Source organism: Effusibacillus pohliae DSM 22757 (assembly GCF_000376225.1).
Taxonomy (GTDB): domain Bacteria; phylum Bacillota; class Bacilli; order Tumebacillales; family Effusibacillaceae; genus Effusibacillus; species Effusibacillus pohliae.
In genome coordinates this window covers 22992-38882 of sequence record NZ_AQXL01000105.1, presented here as the reverse complement: position 1 = coordinate 38882, position 15891 = coordinate 22992, and the positions used below count along the sequence as shown (strand labels likewise).

Here is a 15891-nt window from a genome sequence, read left to right as displayed (position 1 = left end):
AGATAGACCTGTATCCGCGATTTGTACCGGCTCAACCCGGCGATGGCGGCGGCATCGGAACCCCCGATGCCGCGCCTTCTCTGACGCAACCACTCCTCCCGGCTCATTTCCGCAGTCATGGCGAGGATATCCGCCTTACGCTTCGCCATCACCACACCTCCTGCAGCGTGACTTCGGTGGCATTGTGCTGATCGCCAACCAGACCGAGGAAACATTCGGCGGAGCAAACATGGACGGTTTGGTTGAGACGAATTGCTTTATCACCAGCGAACAATTCAACGCCACAGTAATCGCACTCACAGACCGGTTCCGGTTCTTTCGGCTCCGGTGCAGCCGTTTTCCAAACATCGTAGCTTTGTGGCAGCATGTTGTCCCCTCTCCCCTCTTGTGTTTTCAGAAATCACGAAGTAGAATCGAACTAGGATATTTTTTGTTTGGCACGTTACGAACGTGTCATTTTTTCTTTTTGCCGGGCTTGTCTTTCCATCGCCTGTTCCAAGTGGATGGCGTGAAGAATCATCAACCGCTCAAACTTGGAAAACCTTAGCCAGATTCCCGGTTTGATAACCATATTCTCACCCCTCTTATGCTCCAATCTCAGCCAGCATGGCGCTCATTTGCTTGAACACGATCTCCAACCGCATGAGCCTCTTCCAGCCTTCCGAGCCGGTCAGCATCAACGCAATGAATTCTCGCGAATCTGTGGCCTCAGCCCACAAGATGACTTCATCGATGTCAGGGATGTCATGGCCGTTTTCGATGCGGGAGATCGCAGACCGGTCTTTTCTGAGGTACCGCGCGAGTTCTTCCTGACTCATCCCCTTTCGTTCCCGGCACATGCGCAGCAAAGTGCCGATTTCTTTTCCTCTCACCCTGTGTCCCCCCTCTCCGTGTGCATATTTCTCACGATAAACAGACTGAATTGTGCGGGGTCACGATGGTAGGATGGGACTGTGCCCCTCATAAAGACTCCTCACTAGAACGCTCCTCTGAACTTCCTCCCACATCACCTCCCCACCGGCGGCCGATTGGTTCCCCACCAGCGGACGCTATCTGCTCACAGCAATCAGTTTGTTGTCGTAACCAAGAAACTCGATGTGTACCACAAAATCACCCCCTCAAGAACTTACACCAGTATCAAAGCAGGCCGACTGTCACTCCCCCAAAATGGCCGCACGCTCCCGCCGCAGTTCTTCGATGCGCTGCCAGATCTCCGCCTTGCGCTGCTCCGGTGTATCGCTCCGGCCAAACTCGGCTGCCAGCCGGCTATGCTCGACCGCGATCTCGACCAGCCGTTTATGCTGATCTTCGGGCAGTAACCAGATCTTCTGAGCAGTTGTCACACAGGTTCACCTCCTTGCGTTTGGATTCATCGACTGGCCGCCTCCCCGGTGTTACGCAGCGCTTCCTGCTCATACCACCGGAAAAACGCATCCCGTGGAATTCGGATTTTCCAACCATCTCGAATTGCCGGGAATCCGGGCCGCCGGGTCAATTCGTACGCGCTATTGAGGCCGATCCGCATGATCTCGGCTACGTCCTCCACCTTCAGGCTGGCCGGATACTGGGAGTAGTCCCGCGTATCGTGATTGGTAACAGAAAGTTCCTTGAACGCCGCCCGGATTTCCTCACGTATGATTTGGCGGATGGTTTCCTCGAAGGACATGTCTTTTGCCACCTCCTATGCCGTGTTAGCTGAATGTTCATTTTCAACTTCTCGTATCGCGTAGCGACTTGGCAAAAAAATTTCTTCTTTTTTCTTTTTGTATAGCTTGGCGATTTTTTCTGCCCTCTCTGCACCGACTTGACGCTGCCCTTTCTCGATTTGAGACAGGTATCCAGCTGAAATGCCCAGTTTTTTCGCCGCTTCTTCAATACTCATTCCGGCTTCCAACCTGGCCTGTCTCACCAAACTAGCCATTAGATCACCCTCCTTCTTTGCATTATGAATTGTGTAACTCAATATTACTATTCAATATGTAAAGTGTCAACGCGTTTTGCAAAGTTTTTTATAAAAAGTTCCAAATTTGCATTCTGCAAAGTATAATCATCTTAGAGGTGTTCTTATGTTCGGTGAACGGCTGCGACAATTGCGCAAACAAAAAAACTTAACGATGAAAGAGTTCGGGAAAAAGTTCGGTCTAGCCGAATCAACCATATCTGGTTATGAAAATGGTACCAGAACACCTGATCTCGAGACGATCGAAAAATTTGCCGACTTCTTTGGTGTGACTGTTGATTATTTAGTCAAAGGCCGCACCGAACCACCAAAAGAGGGACAAGTCCCTGATATCTCTCCCGAAGAACGCGAATTTCTCAATTGGGTCAAGGAAAACCTGGAGAGCGCGTTCTTCTACGACTTCCACAAGTCGCCCGAGGAGCAGAAGGAAGAAATGATGCGTGGGTTGCGGCTGATCTGGGAACTGGAGAAGAACCGGAAACCGGGGCAAAAGCAGGGAGAGTGATTTTATGAGCGACAAACTGGATTTGGTTCTTTCCAAACTGGAAGGTCTTGAGACCCGTATGGATCGAATGGAAACGAAAATCCATGTACTTGAACAGACGGTTGAGACGATAAAAACCGAACAAAAGCAGCAAGGTGACATTTTGATTCAGCTCATAAGTATTGTGAAAGCAACAAACGAAAAGGTATCCGACATCAAAGACGCGGTCTCTTCCCTGGCCAAAAGTCAAGAGAAGCAGGATAGAATCCTCGAAACGTTGGCGCTTCGTTCACTGGAACAGGAGACGGAAATCCGGGAGATCAAACGCATTAAGTAATTAACAGCTTTCTATAGCCCACATGGGCTTTTCTTTTCCGTCTCAAAACCAAACATATGTTCTGAAAGGAGGCCATCATCATGCTCGAACTTCTCGAATCCTACCAACCAGTTCCGCTTGAGGACGCGATCCTCGCCTTCTACCGCAAGCACCATATTGCCAATCCTGACGAGATCGACCTTGACTGGATGGCCCGGGAAGCGAACATCTGGATCCACTACAAACCGCATCCGTCTGCCAGTTATGAGCTGCGCGGCATGTGGTCCGTTATCGTGGACGACCGGCTGCCAGAACCGCAACAGCGGGTGGAGCTGGCACATGAACTCGGTCACGTTTTCCTCCACGTTGGACACCAAATAGCGATAAACGCGGACCTCAAGGCGAGGCAGGAATGGCAAGCGGACAGGTTCGCCATGTATCTGCTGTGTCCCACGCCGATGATCGCGGATCACATGATAACAGCCGAAAGCCGCGGGCAATTGGTTGACCATTTTGCGGATACGTTCAACGTCCCGGATTACTTCATGGATGCCCGGCTGAAACTCTTGGAGCAGCGTCTTCAGATGCTAGCCGCCCAACGGCAGTTTGCGGCCGCTCTGGAATCCCTGCCGCAATACGGACGGGACTATGATCAGGTCGTACGGCATCCGGTGAATCCCCGGATCGAGTACTACCTTCGCGAAGGGCGGGTTGTGTATCAACGAAAACGTGCGGAGGTGTAAAACAGATGGGAAAAGATTACGAAACCCCTTATGTGGGAGAAGTGCCCTCGCTTACAACGACTCTCCTGGAGCCAAAGGAAGATTACCCGCTTCTGAGAGTCTCCACTTTTGATTTCAACAGGCGGTATGCCGTTCAAATCACTGACCAAGGTCTGGATGGCTTCGGAATTCATCCGGGAGACTATCTCATCTTTCGGGAACAACGCTGGCCGACTTCCGAGGCGCAGATCTGCCTGGTGACTTTCGGCGACGAGGTAACGATCCGGATTCTTGAATACATCTACAACTCGGAAGTTACGCTTCGGGTCACCGGCGACCAGATCCCTCCGCTTGAACTGGCACCGACCGATTTTGCCGTAATCGGCGTTCTAACGGGTGTTGTAAAGCAGGAGCTGGCCCAACTGGTGTATCACGAAGGATTTAAGCAATATGACTGGTGAGGGGATGTATGGATGCGAGGACATATTCGAAAACGTGGATCGAAATGGTGCGTGGTTCTCTTTTTGGGATACGATGAGAAAGGCAAAAAGAAATACAAATGGCACAGCGGCTTCAATACGAAAAAAGAAGCGGAAAAATTTCTGGCCGCCAAAGTCCAGGAGGTTCATGCAGGTCTTTACACCGAACCATCCAAGGACACCTTCGCTGCGTTCCTGGACAAGTGGCTCGATGATAAAAAAAGCCGTGTGCGTTTACGGACATACGAAATCTACGAACGCACCATCCGGCTTCATGTAAAGCCCCACCTTGGGCATATTGAGTTAGGCAAACTCAAGCCACAGCACTTACGGGAATTCTATGCGAAATTGCAATCTGGAGACAAGCCATTATCCAACCGGTATGTGTCGCAAATTCATACCATGATCCACGACGCACTGGAAACAGCCGTCAGTTGGGAATATCTTCCCCGCAATGTTGCGGATATGGTAAAAGCTCCAAAGCCGGAGCAGAAAAAATTCTCTGTTTGGACCTTGGAGGAAGTTCAACGATTTCTGGAGGTTGCCCGTCACGATCGGTTTTACATTGCGTATCTATTGGCCATCACCACAGGGATGCGGCAAGGTGAGATTCTCGCGTTGCGGTGGAGTGATATCGATCTGCCAAACGGGCGTTTATTCGTACAACGAACCACCACCCAAGTAAGAGGCACCATCGAATTTGGGGATCCCAAATCCGACAGCGGGAAGCGAATGATCGCCTTGCCTCATGAAGTTATAGGGGATTTGTTGAAACACAAAAAGGATCAGGACAGAGAAAAGGAACTGATGGGAGATGCCTACAGGGATCAAGACTTAGTGGTCGCCCGCAAAAATGGTGATGTGGTCGCACAGTCTCTTTTACGCGAACACTTCACCAAGCTGATCCAAAAAGCAGACTTGCCTTACATTCGTTTTCATGATCTTCGTCATACCCACGCCAGTTTATTGCTTCAGCAAGGAGTCCATCCCAAAATTGTATCCGAACGTCTTGGACATTCCAAGATCAGTATCACCCTCGACACTTATTCTCACGTTTTACCTGGACTGCAGGAGCAGGTAGCAAAAGATTTCGGAAACGCACTTTTCGGCAATCGAAACGCTTTACCGAAATAAAGATTTGCATTTGATTTGCAAACCACAAAAATTCAAGGTACAGATTTGCACACCAAAAAGCGGAGAACCCCTTGCTGCACAAGGGATTCTCTGCCTTGTCGGCGAACCGCAGTCCGCCGTCCTTATTACATCATGTCCATACCGCCGCCCGGCATTGCGGGTGCTTTTTCTTTTTCCGGTTTTTCCGCCACGACTGCTTCGGTGGTGAGGAACATAGCGGCAACAGATGCTGCGTTTTGCAGAGCGGAACGGGTAACTTTTGCCGGATCCACGATACCTGCAGCAATCATGTCGACCCATTCGCCGGTAGCCGCATTGAAACCGATGCCGAGTTTCTCGGTCTTCAGGCGCTCCACGATGACGGCCCCTTCATAACCCGCATTTTCGGCGATTTGGCGAACCGGCGCTTCCAGCGCTTTGCGAACGATCTTGACACCCGTCAGCTCGTCGCCTTCCGCCTGCACGTTGTCGAGAGCCGAGATTACATTCACCAGTGCGGTACCACCGCCGGAAACAATCCCTTCTTCGACTGCAGCACGGGTTGCGTTCAGAGCGTCTTCGATGCGCAGTTTCTTCTCTTTCAGCTCGGTTTCGGTAGCCGCACCGACTTTGATGACCGCTACGCCGCCTGCCAATTTCGCCAGGCGCTCTTGCAGTTTTTCTTTATCGAATTCGGAAGTGGTTTCTTCCAACTGCACTTTGATCTGATTGATGCGTGCGTCGATATCCGCCTTGTTGCCCGCACCGTCAACGATGATCGTGTTCTCCTTAGACACGCGAACCTGACGGGCGCGGCCCAGTTGGTCGATCGTGGTGTTCTTCAGTTCGAGTCCGAGCTCTTCCGAGATCACTTGTCCGCCGGTGAGGATCGCAATGTCTTGCAGCATCGCTTTCCGCCGGTCACCGAATCCAGGAGCTTTCACGGCCACTGCGGTGAAGGTGCCGCGCAGCTTATTGACCACCAACGTTGCCAGCGCCTCGCCTTCCACGTCTTCCGCAATCAGCAACAGCGGACGACCGGACTGAACGACACGCTCCAGAACCGGCAGGATCTCTTGAATGTTGCTGACTTTCTTGTCGGTGATCAGGATAAACGGCTCGTCGAGCACTGCTTCCATCTTGTCAGCGTCGGTTACCATGTACGGAGAAATGTAACCGCGGTCGAACTGCATCCCTTCCACCACTTCGAGTTCGGTGGTGAAACCTTTCGACTCTTCGACGGTGATGACGCCATCTTTTCCAACTTTTTCCATCGCGTCAGCAATCAGCACGCCGATCTCTTCGTCGCCGGCGGAAATGGCAGCCACTTGTGCGATGTTTTCGCGGCCCTCGACTTGCTTGGAGATTTTCTTGATTTCTTCTACAGCTGCCCGAACCGCTTTTTCGATTCCTTTGCGGAGAATCATCGGGTTAGCGCCGGCCGTTACGTTTTTCAGGCCTTCGCGGATCAGCGCTTGCGCCAGAACGGTAGCCGTGGTCGTACCGTCACCCGCTACGTCGTTCGTTTTGGTGGCAACTTCTTTCACCAGCTGCGCACCCATATTTTCAAACGCATCTTCCAGTTCGATCTCTTTTGCAATGGTTACGCCGTCATTGGTGATGAGCGGGGAACCGAATTTCTTTTCCAAAACCACGTTGCGGCCTTTCGGACCGAGCGTAACTTTTACCGCATCTGCCAGAGCATCAACGCCGCGCAGCATCGCACGACGAGCGTCTTCACGAAACTTAATCTCTTTAGCCACGACAAACTCCTCCTTATATGTAGTCTTTCTATCTTAATCAGCCAGAGTCGATTACTTCTCGATCACAGCCAGAATGTCGTTTTCGCGCAGGATCAGATATTCGACATTGTCATACTTAACTTCGGTGCCTGCATACTTTGAGAAAATGACGCGGTCGCCGACTTTTACGTCCAGCTCAATCCGCTTGCCGTCTTCGTAACGGCCAGGACCTACTGCGATCACTTCGCCTTCTTGCGGTTTTTCTTTTGCGGTATCGGGAAGAACGATTCCGCTAGCAGTTTTCTCTTCGCGTTCAACAGCTTTGATCACCACACGGTCACCGAGCGGCTTAATCATGTACTATCCCTCCTACATTGATATTGGATTTTCCGCCGCCTGTTAGCACTCACCTCTAACGAGTGCTAACACACTTCTTATGATAGTGGTTTCCATTTGTCTTTGCAAGACCTAAAAAGAAAAATTTTAAGCTTTTTGCGTGCGATTTTTTTGTTGCCGGACGCTCTCCGCCGGATTGTTGCTTCAATCATTTGCTGCGGCGGGATTGCTGGTTTTTCTATGGCCGGCGGCGGGCCACTTTTTTATTTTATCCGTCCGGGGTGGAACCATACCACGATTCGATTTTCGCCCACATTTCGGGAGGATTCAGTTCGTAGACGCCGTTTTCGCGATACATATAGTGGTTGGCGATCAATTCCCGCCGAATCGTTGCGCAGTCCTCGTGGAACTGCTTGATATACTCGTTTATTTCCTGCTCGGTGTATTTTCGGTTGCGCTGCAGCCCCCGCAGCAGATGTTCGAACACAATCAGCTTTTTCTTGCGCTGCGCTGGAATCTGCTTGAGCTTTCCATCCGGCGTGAAGAAACTCTGAATCACAAGCGCCCGTTCTTTCTCCTGCTGCTCCCGCAGGCCTCCCGTTGCTTTCCGGCCCTCCTGCAGCACCATGTCGACAATCGCCTGCGCATGGCGCCGGAGAGTGCTCTCCTCCAGGTAAAAATAGATCGTATTTTTCTCCCGCCGCTCTTTCACCAAACCGGCCTCCCGCAGTTTCGTCATGTGATGGGTGATCGTCGGCGGGGTCACGCCCAATTTTCCTGCCAACGCCTGGCCATGCAACGGCCCGTTTGCCAACAGCACCAAAATCCGAATTCGCATCGGGTCCGCCACCGCTTTATGAAAATGGACAAGGCGGTCAAGTTGCATCGAATTCCCTCCTTGCGTTTTTCACCCGTGGTCCGAAACATTGAAAAATCAAGTATACGATGGAAAACAGCAAAATCACAGCACCGCCCACCGTTCCGAGCAGGCGCGGACCAAACGGGACTGTCAGCCAGCCGGCGGCCATCATCGACAGAGCGAGCACGCACGAGCCGGCTGTATGCAAAATCGAAAACACCCTCCCCTGTACCTCATGCGCGGTTACCATGGCGATCAGGCTGAAGATGGCAGCATTTCCCGCCGCTCCAGCCAACCCGGCCCCCGCCAACGCCAGGTTCCCCAAGCAAGGAGACACACTGTTGGCAAACAGAATATGAGATACCGCATCCAGCAAAAAGGATACACCCGCTGCCGTCTGCATCTTCCCAGTCTGATCGTGCAGCCATTTGCCTGCAATAAGACTTCCCGCAATCGTGCCCGACCCCAGTGAAGCGTATAACATCCCCATGCCCGAGCTGCCCGTGTCGTACACCTGGTAGGCCATCACCGATATCAAAACGTTAATCGCCCCGCCGCCGATCGACCAGCCGATATCCAGCAAAAACAACAGGGCGACCGGCCTGTTTTCGCCAATCGCTCGCACGCCCGTGCGAAATTCCCGCCAAAACGAACCGACATCCGGCGGCGTCACGGACTCTTTTTTCTCCTGCAAAGCGCCCGGCCGCAGCAACCAGGCGGACATCAAAAAAGACAGCGAATTCAAGAGGAAAGCGGCAGTCGGACCAAACTTGGCAACCACGAGACCGCCCAGCCCAAAGCCAACCACCATCACCAGTCCGTTGCTGCCTGCCAGCAGACCATTCGCCCGGCTGAGCGACTGTTTTTCCACGATGCTTGTCAGGTAGGCGGAGCGGGCCGGCATGTACAGAGCGGAAAACACCACCAACAAACCGGTCAGCAGATAGGCCCACCATATACGCGGCGCATCCGTTACCAGCAAAAATCCAAGCGCCAGCACAGCACGGGCCAGGTCGCTGCTGATCATGATCGCGGTTCGTCGAATCCGGTCGCTCCACACGCCACCGAGCGGCCCGACCAGCAGATACGGCAAAACGCGCATGGCCAGGGTCAGACCGACGGCGGCCGGAGATCCGGTGAACTGAAGAATTACGCTTAACACCGCGATATTGTTGAACCAATCGCCTAACGAACTGATGGACGCGGCCAGAAACAGCCGGCGAAACAGACGGTTTTCCCGCAACAGCCCGGCTCCCCTCAGCCGACTCGCTCGCTCCATGATCCAGTACCCTCCTTCGTCCCCGGAGAAAATCAACGTTTCGATAAACATCTAATTTTATAATTATCTAATTAGATGCTATCATATTTCTGGCCGATGTCAATCGTGCATCAGCCACTGGAACAAATGGGGCCGTCCGGAAGAACTGATCCAAACCGCAACAAAAACGACGGAAGCAAGCCTTCCGCCGTTTTACTCCGTCGTGTTGTTCTGCCGCTCATTATTTCTCCAAGCGTTCGATGACCTGCTCCAGTTCCAGCTCCGCCAGCGAATCGAGACGCAGATCGTGCTCGCCGAATGGAAGCGACCGCGTCACAAAATTGGGCACGATCACCACGTGCATGCCGGCCCGCTTGGCCGCCAGCGCACCGTTTGGCGAATCCTCAAAGGCGATCGCCTGCCACGGTTCTACGCCCAGGCACTCCAACGCCCGCAGGTACAAGGCAGGATCCGGTTTCACATGCTCCACATCATCCGATGTACGGATGCACTCAAAATAGTCGATCAGGTTCAACTTCGTCAGCCAGCGGGTCACCCATTGCCGGCTCGAACTGGACGCGAGGCCGATTTTTAACCCGAGCCGTTTGGCCGCCGCCAGGTAGTTCTCCACACCCGGCAGCGCCGTTTCGGTTTGCACCCGCTCTTCAAACATCTCCAGCCGCCGCTTGCCGAGCACCTCCCGATCGACCGGCTTGCCGGTGCAGGATTCCAGATACGCATACGCATCGAAAAAATTGGCATGCGTACCGACACACTGCCCCCACACGTCGAGCGGAAGTTCCGCCCCGTACTCCCCGTAAATTTCTTGCAACACCCGGTATTCATGTGTCTCCGTATCGAAAATCAACCCGTCAAAATCGAACACAACCGCTTTGATCAAGTGGTTCGCCTCCTCCAATCTCCTGCGGGCAGAATCACAAACAGCAGGACACTTGGCGTCACTTTCTCCCGTTCCCCCCATCTGCAACAAAAACCGATCTCAGAAGACCGGTTTGCATCGTATTCGCACAGTCAGTAGGGCCGCTTGCCTGCACGGCCGGCTGATCGGCTGCAGTCAGTCGGCCAATCCGCTCGCCTGCAGCCGCTTCAATCGTTTCTTGTAGGCGATGCGGGACAGCGTGACACCGATTTCATACAGCAAAATCAACGGCAGTGTGGTGATGATGTCGCTCACCGGTTCCGGCGGCGACAGCACGACGCCCGCCACCGTCAAGACAAAGTAAGCGTATTTCCGGTTTTTCGCCAGGAACTCGGGCGTCAAAATCCCCAGCCTTGTCAGAAACAGCACGAGAATTGGCAGCTCAAAAATAAAGCCGAACGGGACGACGATATTCGCCATGAACGATAAATAATTGGCCGCATTCTGCATCACGGTAAAGTGTTGCGACCCCAGTGTAACAAAAAAACCGTAGACGGTCGGAAAGATGAAAAAATAGCCAAATGCCAGGCCAGCAAAGAAAACAAAGGTGATCACCGGAATAAAGCCGGCCGTCACCTTTCGTTCCGTCTCAGTCAGACCGGGTGCCACAAACTTCCACGCCTGGTACAGCAGGACCGGAATCGTCATGCCGATCGCCGCCACCCCCGCCACAATCATATACACGCGCAGCACTTCCGCCGGACCCAGCACCACCATGGTCGCCCCCGGCGGGGCCGCGTGCTGCAAGAATCGCAGAATGTCCCCGACGAACGCAAATGAAACGGCTAGAAACAGAACGAACGCAAGCAGCGTGATGACCAACCGCTTGCGCAGTTCCGCCAGATGCTCGACCAGATGTTGTTCTTTATCCATCGCGCTCCTCCTGCTCCAGGGCAAACGTGCGTAAAATCAGTTGAACGAATGAAACGATATCATTTCTATCATACACTTCGACAGAAGCAGGGGCAAGCGGCGCCTCGCCGCCAGCGGCCGCCACCGCCTTCACATTTTCCAGCCGTTCGTTGCAAAAAATCGCACCATCCCGATCCGCCATCACGATTTTCGGAAGGTTGCCTTGCTTGTACCCTTCGACAATTACCAGGTCGACGGCATCCAACCGGCTCAACATGCCTTCCAATGACGGGGAGCCCGTGGACCAGGCCTGAACCGCCCATTTTCCGGAGCTTGCGATCGCCACCATGTCCGCCCCCGCCTGCCGGTGTTTGAACGTGTCCGTTCCCTCATAATCGAGCTGAAAATCGTGCGCATCATGCTTTAACGTTCCGACGCGGTATCCCCGCCGTTTCAGTTCGGCCACCAGTTTGCACACCAGAGTGGTTTTGCCGGTGTTTTTATAGCCGACCACCGCAAACGCGGGAACGGGCGGTTTGCTCCCGCTCATCCGGTACCCCTCCCGCCAGCCAGAGCCCGTTTGCTGCCGCTCACGCATCATCGCCTCCGGCTTGTCCGTTGCCAGGTAGCGGCTTGTCAAGCAGGTACGCTTCAACCAGGTCCCCGCGTTTGACCTCCGTCCTGGCGGGGATCCGGATGAACCCCTGAATGCCAGCCAACGTCGACATCACGCCTGCACTTTGCCCGAAAGGGAGCGGATAGGCGGCTGCCTGGCCGGCTTCGATCACGATTTTGGCCCGCAGGAAACGATCCATGCCGATCGCTTTTACCTGCAGCTCATCCGCCAACACCACTTGTACCGGCGGCGTTAGCGGCTGCGAACAGCCTGCCAGGGCGCGGATGCCCGGCTGCAAAAACAGCACCGCGTTGACGAACGCGGCCGCCGGGTTGCCGGACAAGCCGAAGATCGGTGTTTCCTGTACCGTCGCAAACGTAAACGGAGTGCCGGGCCGCATGTTCACTTTCCAAAAATGAATCTGGCCGCCCGCCAGATGGTACGCTGTCCGCATCACATCAAAATCGCCGACCGACACGCCGCCGGTCGTCACCAACGCATCGACGACCGGGAGCGCCGTACGGATCGCCTGCTCCACATGCTCGACTTCGTCGTCGACCTGTTCCAACAGGTAAGGGATGCCTCCCCATTGGCTGATCAGGCCGGCCAGCATATACGAGTTGCTGTTGTAAATTTTGCCGTACGGCAGCGGCTGATCCAGGCTGACCAGTTCGCTGCCGCTTGACAGCACGCCGATGATCGGTTTGCGGCAGACCGGTACGGCGGCCAACCCGACCGTCGCCAACAGGGCCATCTCCGCCGGGCCGATGACAGTCCCTTTTTGCAGGATCTTGCTGCCGGCCTGCATGTCTTCTCCGGTCAGCGAAATCGACTCGCCGCCCTGCGCCGGCAGATACACATCCACCACCGCCGCATCCGGTTTGTCCGCTCCGTCAGTGATTTCAAACCGGGCGACCGCATCCGCCCCTTTCGGAATCGGAGCGCCTGTCATGATGCGGATCGCTTCCCCCTCCTGCAGCTCCGCATCGGATGATTCACCCGCGCCGATCCGCCCCCGCACGCGCAGCTTGACAGGCCGTTCGGGCGTGGCGGACTGCACGTCGGCCGACCGGATGGCGAATCCGTCCATCATCGCGCGGTCAAACGGCGGAACCGGAATCGCAGCGTACATATCCTCCGCCAGCGTATAGCCGAACGAATCTTTGATGTTCATCTCGATCGAAGCGACCGGTTTTAGATGAGCAAGCACTTCGCGAACCGCTTCCTCCACCGACAGGCCGACCCGCATCATTTGAGCAGACCCCCGTGCCCCAGTTCGGCAATCTCTTTGCCCGTCACCTTGTCGCCGGCCAGTATGCGCGGCAGGAACAGGTCAAACGCCGTCACCTCTTCATAGATCACAGCGCCCGGCAAGCCGAACACAGGCACCTCGCCGATATAGGCGAGCATCGTCATCGAACCGGGCAAAATCGGCATGCCATAAGCGACCACTTCGGTTGCCAGCTCATGAATCGCGCCCGGAGTCCGGTCGTCCGGATCGACCGACATGCCGCCGGTGCAAATGACAAGCTCCGCCCCTTGCGCCAAAAACTCCCGGATGCCCGCCTGGATGTCCGCTTTTTGGTCACCGACGATTTTTTGTCCGAGCACGACAGCGCCAAACGGCGCAAGCTTCTCCCGGATGCGGGGGCCAAACCTATCAGCAATCCGGCCTGTGACGATCTCGCTGCCGGTCGTCACGATCCCCACCTTAAGTGAACGGAACGGCAATACGGTGATCACCGGGGCGGACATTTTGGCGATCGTTTCCGCCTGCACGATTTTTTGTTCGGCGATCACCAGCGGAATCGCCCGCATCGCCGCCACTTCCTCGCCCGGTTGCACGACGCGGTTCGTTTTTTTCGTGACGACGGCCAACTCGCCGATCGAGTTGATCATCAACAGCGCTTCAATGTCCACTTTCAACAAACCGTGAATCCCCGACGCCAGGGACACCTTGCCTTCCGACGGTTCCGATACTGTCAAATGATCTCCCATGACCGCCCGGGACAGCCGGATCGCCGCATCATCCTCATGCAGTTCTCCCGGCTGCAAGTCCAACACGTAAATGTGTTCCTTGCCGATGTCCAGCAAGAGCGGGATATCCTCTTCCCGAATCACATGCCCCTTTTTAAAAATCCGGCCCTTGAACTCCCCCGGTACGATCCGCGTCAGGTCGTGGGCCAGCCGCATGCCGACAGCATCGCGGACATGCACCTCGCGCATTGGCTCTCCCTCCTTTACACAAGCGGAAGTTCGTCGATCCGAAATTCCATCATCAGTTCCTCATCTCTGCGGTAAAACCGGACGCCCAAACGATCTTGCAAAAACAGCAGCACCCCATCGGGCACCCCTTCCGCATCCAGTATCATCTGATGCGGCAGCAGCGATTCACCGACCGGATCCGATTCAATGTTGAGAAAATACTGGACTGGCGGATCCGCCGATTGATCCTCTGCCACCACAAACACATACAGATCGGGGGATTTGCGGATCGCCTGCTTTCCCTGTTCCATAAAGGTGCGAAACAATGCCGGATTGTAATCGTCCAGCACCAGCACGACCGGCGCTTCCGGCGACGTGGCAGCGGCAAAATCGTTCAGAAACGCTTCCCGTCCGCCGACATCCTGCGGATCGCGCAACCCCAGGCTGCAGCGAAAATCCCACTCGAACCGGCCCATCGCCTGCAGCGACCCGCCATACCCCAATCCGATCACATAGCGCTCTGTCTGCATCCATCCAACTCCTGTACCCGTTTTTTCTCCCAATCGGCTGCGATACTTCGCTTCACTTCGGCGCTTCAGTATTCCTGCACCATCGGGTGAAGCGTGATATCATCCACCAGCACACCCGGCGGCTGGCTGGCAGCGTACAGAACGGCACGGGCGATATCCTCCGCTTTCAGCCAGTCCCGCTTGTGCTCCGCTCCTTGCTCGCTGTTGGCAAAATAGGTATCGGTCATACCCGGCAGAATGTTGGTCACTTTGATCCCTTGCCGCTGCACCTCTTTTCGCAGCGCATCGGCGAACGCCTGCACCGCAAACTTGGTGGCGCAGTAGCCCGCTCCACCGGCGATCGTTCGCCGTCCCACATCCGATGAGATATTGATGATGTGGCCGCTCCCCTGCTCCAGCATCTTCGGCAGCACGCCGCGCGTGCAAAGGAACAGCCCGGTCACGTTCACGTCAAACATCGTCTGCCATTCCGACAGGGTGGTATCCACTACCGGTTTGAAGTAGCCGACCCCGGCATTGTTGACCAAAATGTCCACTCGCCCAAAGCGGGACAATGTGACATCGAGCATCACTTCGACTTCTTCTTCCTTCGAGATATCGGTCGTGATCGTCAAAACGTCTTCCGCGCCGGCGTCCAACACGCGTCCACGCACCCGTTCCAGATCTTCCGGGGTGCGCGCGACCAGCACGATTTTCGCTTTCCGTTTTGCAAACTCCAGCGCCACCGCTTCGCCGATTCCCCGGCTTGCCCCGGTAATCATCACTACCTTGTCTTCCATCAAAGGCCACTCCTTCAATCAGGATCATCTGCAGTTTACGACAGCGTTTTCCGTCACCAGCAAATCCAGCTGCACATCATGCTCCTCAGCCGGCACTTCCTCCACCAGTTGGAGTTCATAGGCCAGTCCGATTTTTAAAGCATCGGAACGGAGCAGCAGCAAAAACCGGTCATAGTACCCGCCGCCGTAACCCAACCGGCCGCCCCGCCGGTCAAACGCAACGCCCGGCACGAGCACCGCATCGATCGTATCGACAGGCACCGGCACCCGCCCGCCGGCCTTCGGTTCCCGAATCCCGTACGCTCCGGGTTCGAGTTCTGTAAACGAGCGGATCTCGACCGGAACCAGTTTGCGTTCCGCCGGGACCGTCACAGGCACCGCCATCCGCTTGCCCGCTTGCCACCCCCATTGCAAGATGCGAGCCGTTTCCACTTCCCCGCGAAAATCCAAATAAAGGAGGAACGTGCCAGCCGCTTGCACCTGCGGGATCGACACCAGGTTGCGGAAAATCGCTTCGTTTTTTTTCGCCCTTTCCGCTCCGTCCAGCCCGTTCCGGCGCGCGAGGATGCGGCGGCGAAGTTCGTTTTTGTCCATTGCATCACCCCGAGGCATCGGGATTCTTCTACCATTTTAAACTACCACAGTCAAACCTGGATGACAAAACTGTTGTGTTGTCTTGGCCGTGATCCGTAAGGTACAC

The 15891-nt window shown here is 54.9% G+C and carries 24 protein-coding genes; 5 read left to right on the top strand and 19 right to left on the bottom strand.

What is annotated here, in order from left to right; genetic code table 11:
• The 7 genes from C230_RS23835 to C230_RS0105175 form a co-directional block, all read right to left on the bottom strand.
• The coding region (locus tag C230_RS23835; protein ID WP_407635573.1) for a YqaJ viral recombinase family protein at window positions 1–107 on the bottom strand (107 nt) is incomplete at its 3' end.
• 41 nt (window positions 108–148) lie between these two features.
• A complete protein-coding gene (locus C230_RS0105200; protein WP_018130980.1) occupies window positions 149–367 on the bottom strand; it encodes a hypothetical protein in 219 nt (72 codons plus the stop codon).
• Between the two features lie 75 nt (window positions 368–442).
• Complete coding sequence (locus tag C230_RS23555; protein ID WP_018130979.1) at window positions 443–571, bottom strand: hypothetical protein; 129 nt, start codon at window positions 569–571, stop codon at window positions 443–445.
• A 13-nt stretch (window positions 572–584) separates the two neighbouring features.
• A complete protein-coding gene (locus tag C230_RS19520; RefSeq protein WP_018130978.1) occupies window positions 585–872 on the bottom strand; it encodes a helix-turn-helix domain-containing protein in 288 nt (95 codons plus the stop codon).
• 282 nt (window positions 873–1154) lie between these two features.
• Window positions 1155–1343 carry a hypothetical protein gene (locus tag C230_RS0105185; RefSeq protein ID WP_018130977.1) on the bottom strand — a complete coding sequence of 63 codons (189 nt, stop codon included), beginning with the start codon at window positions 1341–1343 and terminating at the stop codon, window positions 1155–1157.
• A 26-nt stretch (window positions 1344–1369) separates the two neighbouring features.
• Window positions 1370–1666: a helix-turn-helix domain-containing protein gene (locus tag C230_RS21840; RefSeq protein WP_018130976.1), complete on the bottom strand. Its 297-nt coding sequence runs from the start codon at window positions 1664–1666 to the stop codon at window positions 1370–1372.
• A gap of 15 nt (window positions 1667–1681) precedes the next feature.
• Window positions 1682–1921 (bottom strand): helix-turn-helix domain-containing protein, encoded by a 240-nt coding sequence (locus C230_RS0105175; RefSeq protein ID WP_018130975.1) that lies wholly within the window; start codon window positions 1919–1921, stop codon window positions 1682–1684.
• A 145-nt stretch (window positions 1922–2066) separates the two neighbouring features.
• Here C230_RS0105175 and C230_RS0105170 point away from each other — a divergent pair, with 145 nt between their 5' ends.
• From C230_RS0105170 to C230_RS0105150, 5 genes are all read left to right on the top strand, one after another.
• Complete coding sequence (locus tag C230_RS0105170) at window positions 2067–2465, top strand: helix-turn-helix domain-containing protein (RefSeq protein WP_018130974.1); 399 nt, start codon at window positions 2067–2069, stop codon at window positions 2463–2465.
• A gap of 4 nt (window positions 2466–2469) precedes the next feature.
• Window positions 2470–2781, top strand: a complete 312-nt coding sequence (locus C230_RS0105165; protein ID WP_018130973.1) for a hypothetical protein — start codon at window positions 2470–2472, stop codon at window positions 2779–2781.
• 80 nt (window positions 2782–2861) lie between these two features.
• On the top strand, window positions 2862–3503 hold the full coding sequence (locus C230_RS21235) for an ImmA/IrrE family metallo-endopeptidase (protein WP_018130972.1): 642 nt from the start codon (window positions 2862–2864) through the stop codon (window positions 3501–3503).
• Window positions 3504–3508: 5 nt separating this feature from the next.
• Window positions 3509–3943: a LexA family protein gene (locus C230_RS0105155; protein WP_018130971.1), complete on the top strand. Its 435-nt coding sequence runs from the start codon at window positions 3509–3511 to the stop codon at window positions 3941–3943.
• Window positions 3944–3955: 12 nt separating this feature from the next.
• Window positions 3956–5095: a site-specific integrase gene (locus tag C230_RS0105150; protein ID WP_018130970.1), complete on the top strand. Its 1140-nt coding sequence runs from the start codon at window positions 3956–3958 to the stop codon at window positions 5093–5095.
• 125 nt (window positions 5096–5220) lie between these two features.
• Here the strand turns inward: C230_RS0105150 and groL are convergent, their stop codons facing one another.
• The 12 genes from groL to C230_RS0105090 form a co-directional block, all read right to left on the bottom strand.
• On the bottom strand, window positions 5221–6837 hold the full coding sequence (groL, locus tag C230_RS0105145) for a chaperonin GroEL (RefSeq protein WP_018130969.1): 1617 nt from the start codon (window positions 6835–6837) through the stop codon (window positions 5221–5223).
• A gap of 51 nt (window positions 6838–6888) precedes the next feature.
• Window positions 6889–7173: a co-chaperone GroES gene (gene groES, locus C230_RS0105140; protein ID WP_018130968.1), complete on the bottom strand. Its 285-nt coding sequence runs from the start codon at window positions 7171–7173 to the stop codon at window positions 6889–6891.
• Between the two features lie 247 nt (window positions 7174–7420).
• Window positions 7421–8038: a DUF2087 domain-containing protein gene (locus tag C230_RS0105135; protein WP_018130967.1), complete on the bottom strand. Its 618-nt coding sequence runs from the start codon at window positions 8036–8038 to the stop codon at window positions 7421–7423.
• Window positions 8028–9290 carry an MFS transporter gene (locus C230_RS0105130; protein WP_018130966.1) on the bottom strand — a complete coding sequence of 421 codons (1263 nt, stop codon included), beginning with the start codon at window positions 9288–9290 and terminating at the stop codon, window positions 8028–8030. Before C230_RS0105130 ends, C230_RS0105135 begins: the two co-directional genes overlap by 11 nt.
• Before the next feature lie 220 nt (window positions 9291–9510).
• Window positions 9511–10170 (bottom strand): HAD family hydrolase, encoded by a 660-nt coding sequence (locus tag C230_RS0105125; protein WP_018130965.1) that lies wholly within the window; start codon window positions 10168–10170, stop codon window positions 9511–9513.
• Between the two features lie 174 nt (window positions 10171–10344).
• Entirely contained in the window at window positions 10345–11082 is a 738-nt protein-coding gene (gene tatC, locus C230_RS0105120) for a twin-arginine translocase subunit TatC (protein WP_018130964.1), read from the bottom strand.
• Complete coding sequence (gene mobB, locus C230_RS21230; RefSeq protein WP_018130963.1) at window positions 11075–11611, bottom strand: molybdopterin-guanine dinucleotide biosynthesis protein B; 537 nt, start codon at window positions 11609–11611, stop codon at window positions 11075–11077. Before mobB ends, tatC begins: the two co-directional genes overlap by 8 nt.
• A gap of 40 nt (window positions 11612–11651) precedes the next feature.
• The gene (locus C230_RS19500) at window positions 11652–12929 is read right to left on the bottom strand and encodes a molybdopterin molybdotransferase MoeA (RefSeq protein ID WP_018130962.1); all 1278 of its coding nucleotides are present in this window, start codon (window positions 12927–12929) and stop codon (window positions 11652–11654) included.
• Complete coding sequence (locus tag C230_RS0105105) at window positions 12926–13903, bottom strand: molybdopterin-binding protein (protein ID WP_018130961.1); 978 nt, start codon at window positions 13901–13903, stop codon at window positions 12926–12928. The genes C230_RS19500 and C230_RS0105105 overlap by 4 nt, the downstream gene beginning before the upstream one ends.
• 14 nt (window positions 13904–13917) lie before the next feature.
• Window positions 13918–14412: a hypothetical protein gene (locus tag C230_RS0105100; protein ID WP_018130960.1), complete on the bottom strand. Its 495-nt coding sequence runs from the start codon at window positions 14410–14412 to the stop codon at window positions 13918–13920.
• Window positions 14413–14477: 65 nt separating this feature from the next.
• On the bottom strand, window positions 14478–15191 hold the full coding sequence (locus C230_RS0105095; protein WP_018130959.1) for an SDR family oxidoreductase: 714 nt from the start codon (window positions 15189–15191) through the stop codon (window positions 14478–14480).
• A 24-nt stretch (window positions 15192–15215) separates the two neighbouring features.
• Window positions 15216–15785: a 5-formyltetrahydrofolate cyclo-ligase gene (locus C230_RS0105090; RefSeq protein WP_018130958.1), complete on the bottom strand. Its 570-nt coding sequence runs from the start codon at window positions 15783–15785 to the stop codon at window positions 15216–15218.
• Between the last annotated feature and the right edge of the window lie 106 nt (window positions 15786–15891).